This window comes from Candidatus Nitrosarchaeum limnium BG20 (genome assembly GCF_000241145.1).
Classification (GTDB): Archaea; Thermoproteota; Nitrososphaeria; order Nitrososphaerales; family Nitrosopumilaceae; genus Nitrosarchaeum; species Nitrosarchaeum limnae.
In genome coordinates this window covers 1-12476 of sequence record NZ_AHJG01000131.1, presented here as the reverse complement: position 1 = coordinate 12476, position 12476 = coordinate 1, and the positions used below count along the sequence as shown (strand labels likewise).

The 12476-nt window shown below is 32.2% G+C and carries 12 protein-coding genes, 1 tRNA gene and 1 pseudogene; 4 read left to right on the top strand and 10 right to left on the bottom strand.

Annotated features, from left to right (window positions below; all coding sequences use genetic code 11):
• Positions 1-179: 179 nt before the first annotated feature.
• Genes pdxT through BG20_RS04310 form a run of 3 tightly spaced genes read right to left on the bottom strand, consistent with a single transcriptional unit; the run spans position 180 to position 2327 of the window.
• Positions 180-797 (bottom strand): pyridoxal 5'-phosphate synthase glutaminase subunit PdxT, encoded by a 618-nt coding sequence (gene pdxT, locus BG20_RS04320; RefSeq protein ID WP_010191347.1) that lies wholly within the window; start codon positions 795-797, stop codon positions 180-182.
• On the bottom strand, positions 794-1762 hold the full coding sequence (gene pdxS, locus BG20_RS04315) for a pyridoxal 5'-phosphate synthase lyase subunit PdxS (RefSeq protein ID WP_010191346.1): 969 nt from the start codon (positions 1760-1762) through the stop codon (positions 794-796). Before pdxS ends, pdxT begins: the two co-directional genes overlap by 4 nt.
• Positions 1763-1793: 31 nt before the next feature.
• A complete protein-coding gene (locus BG20_RS04310; protein WP_010191345.1) occupies positions 1794-2327 on the bottom strand; it encodes a hypothetical protein in 534 nt (177 codons plus the stop codon).
• 90 nt (positions 2328-2417) lie between these two features.
• Here BG20_RS04310 and BG20_RS04305 point away from each other — a divergent pair.
• Positions 2418-2569, top strand: a tRNA-Trp gene (locus tag BG20_RS04305).
• A 10-nt stretch (positions 2570-2579) separates the two neighbouring features.
• Here the strand turns inward: BG20_RS04305 and BG20_RS04300 are convergent.
• Positions 2580-4841: an aconitate hydratase gene (locus tag BG20_RS04300; protein WP_010191344.1), complete on the bottom strand. Its 2262-nt coding sequence runs from the start codon at positions 4839-4841 to the stop codon at positions 2580-2582.
• Between the two features lie 155 nt (positions 4842-4996).
• Here BG20_RS04300 and BG20_RS04295 point away from each other — a divergent pair, with 155 nt between their 5' ends.
• Positions 4997-5629 (top strand): hypothetical protein, encoded by a 633-nt coding sequence (locus BG20_RS04295; protein WP_007402950.1) that lies wholly within the window; start codon positions 4997-4999, stop codon positions 5627-5629.
• Between the two features lie 34 nt (positions 5630-5663).
• On the opposite strand, the gene BG20_RS13155 is transcribed toward BG20_RS04295, so the two are convergent.
• The 5 genes from BG20_RS13155 to pheS all read right to left on the bottom strand — a co-directional run bounded on the left by BG20_RS13155 (position 5664) and on the right by pheS (position 10487).
• Positions 5664-5924 carry a hypothetical protein gene (locus BG20_RS13155; RefSeq protein WP_010191343.1) on the bottom strand — a complete coding sequence of 87 codons (261 nt, stop codon included), beginning with the start codon at positions 5922-5924 and terminating at the stop codon, positions 5664-5666.
• 326 nt (positions 5925-6250) lie between these two features.
• The gene (locus BG20_RS04285; RefSeq protein WP_007402952.1) at positions 6251-6490 is read right to left on the bottom strand and encodes an Lrp/AsnC ligand binding domain-containing protein; all 240 of its coding nucleotides are present in this window, start codon (positions 6488-6490) and stop codon (positions 6251-6253) included.
• 48 nt (positions 6491-6538) lie between these two features.
• Positions 6539-6958 (bottom strand): EVE domain-containing protein, encoded by a 420-nt coding sequence (locus BG20_RS04280; RefSeq protein ID WP_010191338.1) that lies wholly within the window; start codon positions 6956-6958, stop codon positions 6539-6541.
• A gap of 509 nt (positions 6959-7467) precedes the next feature.
• Positions 7468-9105: a phenylalanine--tRNA ligase subunit beta gene (pheT, locus tag BG20_RS04270; protein ID WP_010191336.1), complete on the bottom strand. Its 1638-nt coding sequence runs from the start codon at positions 9103-9105 to the stop codon at positions 7468-7470.
• On the bottom strand, positions 9096-10487 hold the full coding sequence (gene pheS / locus BG20_RS04265) for a phenylalanine--tRNA ligase subunit alpha (RefSeq protein WP_010191334.1): 1392 nt from the start codon (positions 10485-10487) through the stop codon (positions 9096-9098). Before pheS ends, pheT begins: the two co-directional genes overlap by 10 nt.
• Positions 10488-10538: 51 nt before the next feature.
• On the opposite strand from pheS, the gene BG20_RS04260 reads away from it, so the two are divergent.
• Together BG20_RS04260 and BG20_RS04255 are read left to right on the top strand one after the other, a co-directional pair.
• On the top strand, positions 10539-11651 hold the full coding sequence (locus BG20_RS04260; RefSeq protein ID WP_010191332.1) for a tryptophan--tRNA ligase: 1113 nt from the start codon (positions 10539-10541) through the stop codon (positions 11649-11651).
• Positions 11648-11929: a hypothetical protein gene (locus BG20_RS04255; RefSeq protein WP_010191330.1), complete on the top strand. Its 282-nt coding sequence runs from the start codon at positions 11648-11650 to the stop codon at positions 11927-11929. Before BG20_RS04260 ends, BG20_RS04255 begins: the two co-directional genes overlap by 4 nt.
• Before the next feature lie 150 nt (positions 11930-12079).
• Here the strand turns inward: BG20_RS04255 and BG20_RS04250 are convergent.
• A pseudogene (locus tag BG20_RS04250) lies at positions 12080-12476 on the bottom strand (CxxC-x17-CxxC domain-containing protein); the annotation flags it as partial.

The following is a 12476-nucleotide window of genomic DNA, read 5'->3' as shown; positions in this document are numbered from 1 at the left end:
AGTATTATCAGAATCATCATCATTTAGATTTTGAGCAAATGCGTTATCGATGATAAATAATCCAGATACACCACTAATCAAAATGGCCATTAAAATACTCGCAAAAAGAAAATTTGTCTTCATTTAAAAAAATTTTAAATCATTATTAAAAAGTATTACGTATAACTCATCACAGTTGGTTAGTTTTTTGATTTTTTAATCAAATTTATAAAATATTTGTGTAATGAGACATCTTTGGTTAATTCAGGATGAAATGACACACCTAACATATTGTCTTTTTTGACAGCAATTATTTTTTCATTAAATTTTGCTAAAACATCAACCCCAGGGCCAACATCAGAAACAGATGGAGCTCTAATAAAAACACCTTTGAATTTTGGAATATCAATAGGATTCATAGAAATATTTGCTTCAAATGACTCTTTTTGACGTCCAAACGAGTTTCTTTCCAGTTTAATGTCCAATAAATCTAAGAGAGGTTGATCTGTTTTTCCAACAACTCTATCATCAGCTGTTTTTGAAAGCATGATCATGCCTGCACATATTCCAAAGACAGGCATTCCTTTTTCAATTTTTTCTTTCATTAATTTTAGAGAACTATTTACAAGTGATAGTTGTCCTATTGTAGTACTTTCACCACCAGGAATAATCAAACCATCAAGTTTAGAGATATCTTCAGTTGTCTTTACACTGACAACTTTACCTTCTACTCCTAATTCTTTTAGAGCTGTTTCAGTAGATAGAATATTTTCTTGAACATCTCCCTGAATAGCTAAAATACCTACAGTAATACTCATGCTGAACTTCCACGCTCTTGCATTCTTAATTCCAAAGTCTTCACATCCAATCCCAACATAGATTGTCTTTCATCAATCATTTTTTGTGCATCTTTTACTTTTTCAGGTTCATTCCAAAAAGTTGTTGCCAATACAATTGCTCTTGCTCGTTCCTGAGCATCATCTGCATTAAAAATTCCAGATCCAACAAATATTCCATCACATCCTAAAGACATTAAATATGCAGCATCAGCTGGTGTTGCGATTCCTCCAGCTGCAAAATTAACAACGGGTAATCGTCCAAGTTTTGCAGTTTCTTCAACTATATCATAAGATACTTTGAATTCTCTTGCTATTCTAACTAAATCCTGATTGTCACCAGAATCATAAATTGATTTTATTGTTCGTAACTCATCATTTACTTTTTTAATATGAGTAACTGCTTCAGCAACATTTCCTGTACCAGGTTCTCCTTTAGTTCGAATCATTGCAGCACCTTCTTCAATTCTTCTTAATGCTTCCGATAAAGATCTTGCACCATTCACAAAAGGAGTTGTAAAATCCCATTTCCAAATATGGTGATGTTCATCAGCTGGTGTTAACACTTCCGATTCATCTATCATATCAACATCTGTTTCTTCTAGAACTTTTGCTTCATAGACGTGCCCAATTCTACATTTTGCCATTACCGGAATTGTTACTGAATCCATAATATCTTCAATAATTCTAATACTTGCAGTTCTAGCAACGCCACCTGCTTTTCTTACATCTGATGGTAATTTGTCTAAAACCATTACAGATACAGCTCCTGCTTCTTCTGCGATTTGAGCCTGCTCTACAGTAGTAACATCCATGACTACACCATTTTTTAACATATGGGCAAAGCCACGTTTTAAAGTAGAAGTTCCTCGTAAAATATCACCAGAATCAGATTTGTCTTTAATGATTCCTTTTGCAGTAATTCTTTCGCCAGAAAGTGGAAGCATGTTCTGAGTTTTATTGAAAGACTATTTGTACCTATTCAATAATTTGTTCTGTAATTTTATCAAGTTGGGTTTCTACCATAGAAATTATCGGAGGTATGAATTTATCAGTTGCATTTTGTTCTGGCCAATTGATTTCATTAATACGTCCATTTAGAATAATTTTGATATTTGATTTTTGAAAATCTGTTACATTTTCACGAATAGGAAATGATTCAGTTGGAATTGAAATAAACCCAGTTTCTTTAATCAATGCTTTTAATTTACGAAGAGTTTGCTCATCTAAATTTGATTTAACATCAGGTTTTGGATAACCATCTTCAGTTACAGCGTATTTCATTTCTCCATTATTTTTTATTGTTAAAATTTCAGTTTTTTGAGCTCCAATTCTTTCTGTCACTCCAAATGATACTTTTTTTAATTGATATTTTGTATATTCAATTTCAACTACATCATTTGGATTAGATGCAGAATATGGAATGTCGGATTTTGTAAGTAATGGAACAGCAATTAAAATTGCAATGATTGCAGGAATAGCTGCTAGAATTATAATAATTGGTTTCACCATGATTTTCTTAACGGTTCTAAATCAAGGTTAATTGCAAATAAATCTTGGTTAAAATAACTTAAAATTCTAGTCTATTTCATTCTTGATTGTGGGGTCGTAGCCTAGCCTGGTAGGGCGACAGTGTATACGATAGATCACCGCTAAGGGCTCCAAAGGTAAACTAAGCTAAACTGACTCACGGATGATGTAAGTTTGGAGCTGTAGTGACCCGTAGGTCGCCGGTTCGATTCCGGTCGGCCCCACGTCAAAGTATCATTTATTTCTCAAAACATTTAGTGCAGAGCCAGCTTTGAACCATTCTATTTGAGATTGATTGTAAGAATGATTAAGAGAGATTTCATCTTTGGTTCCATCTTTGTGTTTGATTACACATCTTACAGGTTTTTGTGGTTCTAGATTCTTTAAATCAATAAGACTAATCTTGTCATCTTCTTGAATTTTATCATAATCATTAGTATTACTAAAAGTCAAAGCTAGAATTCCTTGTTTTTTCAAGTTTGTCTCATGTATTCTAGCAAGGCTTTTTGTTATAACAGCTGCACATCCCAAATATCTCGGAGTCATTGCAGCATGTTCTCTACTACTTCCTTCACCATAATTGTTATCACCTACAATTACCCACCTCATTCCTTTTTCTTTATACTCTCTGGCAATTTTTGAAAATGATTCTAGTTTATCATTCAACAGATTTTTTCCTTTACCGATTTCGTCGTTAAATGCATTAACAGCACCCAAAAGCATGTTATCACTGAGATTATCAAGGTGACCCCTAAGGGACAACCATGCACCAGCAGGTGAGATATGGTCAGTTGTGCATTTTCCTTTTGCTTTAACTATTAGAGGAAGATCTTCAAAATCTCTTCCATTCCATGGAGAAAACGGTTCTAAACGTTGGAGTCTTTTACTGTTAGGATCAATTATCACTTCAAGATTGTTAGAATTTTCAGGTGGGGCAACAAAAATTCCTTTAGGAATAATAAATCCATTTTTTGGGATCTCAGGAGCTGGCTTTGGTGGTTCAAGTTTGAATTTGGTACCATCTGCTGCAGTTAATTCATCTTTTAGAGGATTAAACGATAATCTTCCTCCTAAGGCAAGTGCAATAATCATTTCCGGACTACCAATAAAATTCAGAGTGTTTCTATGACCGTCATTACGACCAGGAAAATTTCTATTAAAGCTAGTTACAATAGTATTTTTTTCATCATTTAATTCTGGTCTATCCCATTGACCAATACATGGGCCACATGCGTTTGCAAGTACGGTAGCTCCAATTTCTTTTAATGATTTCATTTGTCCATCTCGTTCTATAGTACTTCGAATTTGTTCTGAACCAGGTGTTACAAGTAAAGGAATTTTTGATTTGATTCCTTTTAGTTTTGCTTGTTCAGCTAAACTTGCAGCTCTTGACATGTCTTCATAAGATGAATTTGTACAGCTTCCAATTAATGCAACAGATATTGGATCAATGTATTGATTAGACTTTACATCATCAGCTAAATTAGAAATTGGTCTTGCAAGATCAGGTGTGTGTGGTCCAACAATATGAGGCTCTAATTTTGAAAGATTAATCTCAATGATTTTATCAAAGAATTTTTCAGGGTTTGATTCAACTTCAGGATCTGCGACAAGTAATTCTTTATTTTGATTTGCCAGTTCAGCAATTTTTTCACGATTTGTAGATTTTAGATATGTTTCCATTCTTTGATCATATGGAAAAATAGAACATGTTGCACCAATTTCAGCGCCCATATTGGTAATAGTGGCTTTTCCTGTACAGCTAATAGTATTTGTTCCAGGTCCGAAATATTCAACAATTGAATTTGTTCCTCCTGAAACAGTCAACTCTTCAGCTACTTTGAGTATGATATCTTTGGGAGCAGTCCATCCGTTTAGCGCACCTGTTAATTTTACACCGATTCTTTTAGGATAAAGTAATTCCCAAGGCATTCCAGCCATTGTTTCTGCTGCATCTAATCCACCTACTCCTATAGCTATCATCCCTAAACCACCTGCATTTGGAGTATGAGAATCAGTACCAATCATTAAACCGCCAGGAAATGCATAATTTTCAAGAACAACTTGATGAATTATTCCAGCACCTGGTTTCCAAAAGCCACATCCAAATTTTGCTGCTGCAGATTGTAGGAATTTGAAAACTTCACTATTTTCATCAAGAGCAATTTTCATATCGGCATCACCTTCTATTTGTGCTCTTATCAGATGATCACAGTGTACCGTTGTAGGCAGAGCTGTTTTCTGAAGTTCTGCTTGCATAAATTGTAGCATCACCATCTGGCCAGTTACATCTTGTAATGCTACTCTATCAGGTATTAAGAAAACATAGTTTTTTCCATCATCAATATTTTTGTCAGTAACCTGCTCAAAATGTCCAGCAAGTATTTTTTCAGTAAGTGTTAATGGTCTTTGAACTATTTTTTGATATTTTTTAATGTTTTCTCGTAATTTACCATAAACACGATTAACTAATTCTGGAGTTGTATCTATTTCCACATTATTTTATTAATTTAACTGGGATTTAATACTTGCAATTCAAAATTACATAAATTTTTGGCATAGGCATGTAAATTTCTTAACAATTATAAACTAAAAGCGACTAATTAATTGAGTGTTAGGTAGTAACAAGTTTTCTAAGTTGAGGTGCAAAAATGGTCAATAAAGGTTTCCCAAAATTTGGAATGTCGCAAGCAGGGGCATTTGTGGCAGCTTTAAAAAATTATAATTTACCGGATTTTATTTTAGTTTTAATTGCAAAAGAATGCAAATCAGAACTTTTAGAGAGAGGAAGGATAGACGACAGATTACAAAGCATGAATGATGAGGCTTTAGAACTTTTACACAAGGTATTTGTCGGATGCGAAGAAGACGGTGCAGGAAAATATGCTCAGTATAGATTCTATGCATATGTTTCAAGTATGTATCATAAGTGTGAAGTTTTAGTTAATGAAACAATTCCTGGAGCAAGTGGAACAAACCACAAAATTCCGGTAGCTGTAAAAAATAACGGGATGTATATTGCAGTCGCACACAACAAAGCAACTGGAAATCCAGTAAACAAAAAAGAGACTATCAGATTTTATGATATGGTAGACGACATTAAGAAAGGAGAGCATGGCACCATGTTAAATGATGCAATTTATGGATCTTCAGTAGGATTTAGAGGGGATGCACTAGTTGAGCTTGAAAATTTAAGTAAATCTAGAACAAATGATCCAGAAAATAAACTAGATTTTAAAACTGCAAATTTTGAAAACAATATTTATTCAGTAACAAAGTGTTAATTCAAATCAAGTAACGATTTTTCTTAGTCACAGATTATTTTATTTTAAGACTTGATGTGTTGATTGTAAGAAACATGGGTTTGTCTTCAGTAACTTCAAAGTCTGCTCCATATTGTTCAAAATTTAATTGGTCGTAGAAATGTTTAGTCCAAATATCATGAACATCTTCAATGAATCGTTTATGTCCTGACGCTCGTAATAGCTCATGTGTTATTTCATGAGAAACTGTAGTGCAGTTTTTTTCTGCAAGAAATAATGTATCTGAATGATCTTTTAGAGGTTGCCACCAAATCATTCCAAAATTTTCAGCGTGGTATCCCTCACAAGTACAATCTGTCCAAAGTGGTTTAAAATGACTAAGATAGAAATGGTAAATTTGATTACCTCTTTGTTGATGATCTTTTAGTAGTGTGTGTGTATCTAATTTTTGAAGAATGCTTGTTGGTTTTGTAATTAATTCATCGCATTGTATATCAAAATCTTTGTTAAATTTTTTTTAATCCAAACTTTATAGAAATTTGCCATTTGTTTTACGTATTCAAATTCTGGTTTACGCTTTTCAAGATCTTCTTCTTTTACAACAAAAATAAAATGTAAAATCATGATAAGAAAAAAGAGTGTTTATGATTGGCCTTCAATACCCATGAGGGTTAGAGTTGATCGAATCTTTTCAATTTTTCTAATCTTCCAGGTAATTGTTTCTCTGAGTTTTTCAACAGTATCAGATTCAATCTTGGCCAAAATATCATATGCTCCGAAAGTACCATGAACTTCCTTCACACCATCTAGACCCTTGAGTTGTTGTATGATAGACTCTTCGGAACCTAGTTCACAGTTTATTAAAACATAAGCTGTTGCCATATATTCATTAAACAAATCGACTATATCAATAAACCGATTGTGCCGAATTTAGTTTTGAGAAATATCTAAAATGGTATTCCAAATATCCTTTGGAACAGGCATTACAGACAATCTAGAAATGCGGAGAAGTTCCCAATTTTGAAATTTTTTCTGCTTTTTCATTTCGTCTAAAGTGACTGGTCGTTTTAATGATTTTTTATATTTACCATCAAATACAATGAATCGTTTATTGTCTTCTTTTGGATTTGGGTATGGTTCTGAAACTACTTCCATAATACCTACTGCCTGGCGTTCATCACCTGTATGATAAAATAAAACTAAATCCCCTTTTTTCATTTCTCGCATATGTTTTAGTGCTAGATTATTATGCACACCATCCCAAACTGTTTTCTTATCTTTTTTGAGAGTTTCAAAATTATAACCTCTAGGACCTGAAGGTTCCTGTTTTGCTAACCAATAATTAACCAATTTCAAATTTAATCCAATTTAGGATCTTTTATGTTTTTGAAAAATTGTAAATGTTCCCCGGTTCTGACTCGCGCAAGATCATTGGTAATTTTAGCCGAAACCTCCTTGGGTTTTCTAACCGGGGTTGCCCATATTGTAGCACACCTGGGTGAATTAGAAATCATTGGTATCAATACGATCATCATCATCCTAATCCGTCTGTGTGCCTGCTCTTGGGCGTTTAACTATAGATTGAGCTATGCTAAAAACCATTAAACCTGAATATCTCAAATTTTGAGTAAATCACGAAATATCAACAAACTAAACTGTAATTAAAAAAGAAAATGGTGAAATTTTGAGAAAATTGGCCATAAGAAGAAGATCCGTTGTTTGTATTTTACCACTAGATAATTTTTCGTGGTTTCTTTAAATAAATTAAAAATAACATTGAGTATGGAATTTAGTAAAAAGATAATTCAAACGATTGAAATATTACAACAAGAAATAATTAATTCCAACAAATCAAAAATTCAATCAAATATCAAACCTGAAAGAGAAATTTCAAATCCAACTACAGGAACTCGAATTTTGTAATTTTCAATTGTTTTTGAATTAATTTCTCCTATTACTCCAATGGTTTTACCATTTACAGAAATTGATGCGGTTCTTCCTTCTTCAAAAGTTGGATGTGTAAAGGTTTTTGTTTCAATTTCCAAATTAAATCCAGTTTTTAAAGCAGATTGTAAAATAGATTTGATTTCAGTAAAAGATGCATCTTGATGTGCACTAATTACTGCAAAACTTGTTGCTTCATTGATTGGGTTACCTCTAGAAAAAACACTTCCTGTTTCAAATATTTTTTGTGGATAAGATGCATGAATGTTTCTTGATAAATTTTCTAATAATTCTGGAATGATAGAGTCTCGTAGAATTGTGTGTTCTTGACTTTTTGAATCTAATACAGAAATCATGTTTACAGGTTCTCTATTAGTCATTTCATAGAGAACTTTTTTACTTGTCAAACTTGAATTGAGTACCTCAGTATATCCCAGTCCTATCATAATTAGACTAAGTGATTTTAGTTTTACAGATATTGAATTTGTTTGACCCAAAGTTTGAGACGGAGATAAAATTGGCTCCAAATTTTGTATTCCATAACCTAAGGCTACTTCTTCAACTAAATCCATTGGACCAAATATATCAAAACGATATGGAGGGATGGTACAAATAATATTTTTTCCTTTGAGAATAGCATCCAATCTTGATTTTTTAAGAGAGGCAATAATTTGAGAATTTGTAAGATTTGTGCCTAACATCTGATTGATTAGAATGGAATTTACAGATATTTTTCTTGGCTCTAATTTTGGTGAAGTGTTTTTAGCCCCAGAGATTTTTGTAGAAATTAAAGAAAATCCAGCAGTTTGAAGTATGGTTGCAACAATTGAGAGCATATCTTCTGCATCGTTTTTGTTAATACCAGTAACCTCTACGAAAAGATTTCTTGTTTTTGTGGTAACTGTTGTTATTGCTGCATTAATGATTGGTGGAAAAGAGACAGTTTGTTTTTTTGAATCTAAAATGACTGGAACTTGAGTAGAATTTTTGATGATTGACCCATACTCCTTTCCAATATCTGTAGTTTCAAGAATCTGAGATATCGAGAGTTCTTTATCAGAATGTAATGGAATGAACTTGTGATCTTTATTAGAAGTAGTGTATGTAAGTGGAAATGATATTTTATCTAAGTCATGTATACCGATGGAAGATTTTTTTCTTTTTCTCCCTATACCAAAATGAAGATCTTCTTGCATGGTCATCAGTTGTTTTATCATTTCATCATCAATTCTACCATTTTTTGCAATAATGCCAGTTACAAAAGGTCTGATTTTTGATACAGATGGTTTTACAGACAGGACATAATCATTTGATTTTTTTATGTTTAGTTTTATTGCACCAACTTTAATTCCAAATAATCCCTGTAAACCAAGTGCAATTCCCAAATCAGTAGAATAATCAGGTCTATTTGGACTGTATTCAATTCTGACTTTATCATTATCTTCAGACTCAATATCTAAACCAAGAAAAGGAAGGTTATCAGAGATTTGTTTTTTAGAAATTTTTCCAAGTAATTTTTGGAGTCGAGTATAAGATAATTCAACTACTGGCATTTTGTTACACTCCTAAGCCAACTTAGATTATTGTTGTAAAACTCTCGAACATCATCTAATCCATACTTTAGCATAGCAATTCTTTCAATACCTCCACCCCAAGCTAAAACAGGTTTGGTTATTCCGAGAGGCTTTGTCACTTCAGGTCTAAAAATACCCATGCCAAATAGTTCCACCCATTTTCCTAACCTATCATTATAGACCATTGTTTGTAAAGAAGGCTCAGTATATGGGAAAAATGTTGGCCAGAATTTTATTTTTGTAATTCCAATTCGTCGGTAAAATTCTCTTTGTATTCCCATTAAATCACGTAATGTAGCATTTTTTCCTACCACAACACCTTCGATTTGATTAAATTCTACAAGATGTTTGTAACTAACTTTTTCATTTCTAAACACACGCCCAAGTGAAAATATTCTAGATTCATCAGGTTTTGTCTCTGCAAGGTGTTTAATTGTTACACATGTAGTATGGGTTCTAAGAACCATTTTTCTTGCTTCGTTGATGTCCCAATAATATCGCCAATTTTTTTTATGTGATTCAGAAATTTTCCTAATTTGTTCTACAGTTCCAATTTTTTTTGCAGAAATTCCATCAAGATAAAATGTATCTTGTAATTCTCTTGCAGGATGATCTTGTGGAGTAAACAATGCATCAAAATTCCAGAAACTGGGTTGGGTAAATTCACCAATAACCTCTGTAAAACCCAATGTAACAAAAATTTCACGAATTTCATCTATTGTATCCTTAAGTGGATGTGTTCGAGCAACAAATACACCTGGTACTTTTGATTCAACATCAATTGCACCGGATAAGTCATGAGTTATTTCTATAGATTTAGCATTTTCAGTTAGGGATATTTCTTTAATTTTAATTATATCCTCCACGACAAAATCAGGTCTTTTTAAAATATTAGATAAATCGTTAACATCAACTTCGTTTTTAGAAATTTTATTTTCTCCAATTTGTTTTAAAGTTTTTTCTCCTGGAAGTTCTGTCAAATAATTTTTTAAAATTACTTTATCATCGTCTGTATCAACCCAATTATTTTTTCTTGCCAAACCCATTGCAGGGCCAAAAACAGAACCAAGTTCTTTTTGGAGTTCTTGTAAATTTTTTGATTCATTTTTTAATAATTCAAGTAAACGTCTTTCTGGTAATCCTTTATGAAAAGATTCCAATCCATTTTTTCCAAGCGATATGTTACTAGTTTGAGACTCATTTACAATAGCTAGATCTTTTAGTTTAAGCCATTCTATTCCTCTTCTAATTTGATCAGGTGATAGATTAGTAGATTTTTCAAGTTTTTCTGGAGTTTGTATCGGGTTATTTTGAAGTGAAGTGATTATTTTTTTTTCAATCTCATGAAAGATTTGCGACAACAGCAGAGAGACTGAAAAAGACTTTTTAAACCTTAACCTAAGTCAAATTGAATGTCAGCTGATGACTTTATTGTAACTCCTTGGCATGTTGAAGGCGATATAGATTATGATAAATTAATCAAAAAATTCGGTACTGAAAAAATTTCATCTGACATTCTAGAAAGGATCAAAAAAATCACAGGTGAAGACCATTTTATGTTAAGAAGGGGGATTTTTTTCTCACATAGGGATTTTAATAGAATTTTAGATGATTATGAAAAAGGTAAAAAATTTTTCCTCTATACGGGTAGGGGGCCATCAGGCCATACGCATATTGGTCATTTAGTTCCTTGGGTATTTTCAAAATGGCTTCAAGACAAATTTGGAGTAAACATGTATTTTCAACTTACAGATGATGAAAAATTCTTTTCAAAACAGAATCTTACATTAGAAGAGACAAGTAAATTTGCATATGAAAATGCTCTTGATTTTATTGCATTAGGATTTAATCCAAAGAATACAAAAATAATCATCAACACAAAAAACATTCAAACATTATATCCAATTGCTGCCCAAGTAGCAAAAAAAATTAATTTTTCAAACACAAAGGCAGTGTTTGGATTTACAAATGAAACCAATATTGGCATGATATTTTATACATCGTTACAATCTGCACCTTGTTTTATTGAAGACAAGCCAGTACTGATTCCTTTGGGTGTTGATCAAGATCCTCATTTTAGATTGACTCGTGATATTGCTCCAAAAATTGGAAAACCAAAACCAGCTTTAATTCACAATATTATGATTCCAGGATTATCAGGACCTGGAGGAAAAATGTCAGCCTCAGATGAAAATGGAACAATTTACACTACAGATTCTCCAAATGTGGTTAAGAAAAAAATAAACAAACATGCATTTTCTGGAGGTAAACAAGACATTGAACAACATAGAAAATATGGTGGAAATCCAGATATTGATGTATCCTATCAGTATCTTAGAATATTTTTTGAACCTAATGATAACAAATTGAAGTCGATCCATGATGATTATAAATCAGGAAAGATGTTAACAGGAGAACTAAAAGCTATCTTGATCGAAAAAATAAATGAATTTCTTGCAGACCATCAAATAAAAAGAGAAAAAGCAAAAGACAAGATAGACCAATTTCTTTTTGAGAATAAATGAAAATTCGAATTAGCTGTGATGGAAAATATGAAGCTCAAAAGTTATCGAGTCTGTTATTTATCAAAGATTCAAACGAGACATACATCAAAGCTATTCTAAACATAGTTGAAAACGAAGTAGTTGTGGCATTAAAAGATAAATCAGCTCATAGTGTTCTTTTAAAAAACGAAACACATGTAGAAATATTTGCAGATTTTATTCAGTCAGTAATTGATAATGAACATAAAATATTATCTACAGAAATTTTTGGGGAAGATATAGAGATTGTAAAAGGATGAAATTAACGTAAAAATGCTATATAAAATGCAGTGATTCCTACCATCACTATAAGGCTAATCCCCAAGGCTTTGAAATCATTATCCATGGTTTTAAAAATGAATTATTATAATTAAAGTGTTAATGTATTCTCAAAGGTGATTTTAATTATATCATCTAGGAAAGTATCTGCTTTTTTTATTTGGATTTTTTGGTTTTTTATATTCAGTTTTAGTTACTGGTTGTCGAATTTCATTACAGTTTAAACAGAGAACTCTCAAATCTTTTTTTGCTAATTCAGGTTCTGAAATATACTTACCCCAAGACGAGGCAAAACCACTCCGTCTAATACTGTCAAAAGCATCACCATCAGTTACATGATTAAAGCCTAAAGCTCTTTCATCTTTAAATCCGCAACTAGAACAAACTTTGCCACCAAGAATTTCAAATAGTTTTTCTTTAAGAGATGCATAAAATTTTTCAGAGCCATTGGAATAGAAACTTTCAGTCTTTTTTAGAAATTTTGCACTCTTAGATCTACTCGTTCGATAATTGTCTTGATTAGAATCT

What these genes read in the sequence shown, in the direction of transcription:
- BG20_RS04285 (WP_007402952.1), bottom strand. Translation starts at nt 6,490, where the DNA reads ATGGCAACAGCTTATGTTTTAATAAACTGTGAACTAGGTTCCGAAGAG.
- BG20_RS04260 (WP_010191332.1), top strand. Translation starts at nt 10,539, where the DNA reads ATGTCAGCTGATGACTTTATTGTAACTCCTTGGCATGTTGAAGGCGAT.
- BG20_RS13155 (WP_010191343.1), bottom strand. Translation starts at nt 5,924, where the DNA reads ATGATTTGGTGGCAACCTCTAAAAGATCATTCAGATACATTATTTCTT.
- BG20_RS04310 (WP_010191345.1), bottom strand. Translation starts at nt 2,327, where the DNA reads ATGGTGAAACCAATTATTATAATTCTAGCAGCTATTCCTGCAATCATT.
- pheT (WP_010191336.1), bottom strand. Translation starts at nt 9,105, where the DNA reads ATGCCAGTAGTTGAATTATCTTATACTCGACTCCAAAAATTACTTGGA.
- pdxS (WP_010191346.1), bottom strand. Translation starts at nt 1,762, where the DNA reads ATGCTTCCACTTTCTGGCGAAAGAATTACTGCAAAAGGAATCATTAAA.
- pdxT (WP_010191347.1), bottom strand. Translation starts at nt 797, where the DNA reads ATGAGTATTACTGTAGGTATTTTAGCTATTCAGGGAGATGTTCAAGAA.
- BG20_RS04255 (WP_010191330.1), top strand. Translation starts at nt 11,648, where the DNA reads ATGAAAATTCGAATTAGCTGTGATGGAAAATATGAAGCTCAAAAGTTA.
- BG20_RS04295 (WP_007402950.1), top strand. Translation starts at nt 4,997, where the DNA reads ATGGTCAATAAAGGTTTCCCAAAATTTGGAATGTCGCAAGCAGGGGCA.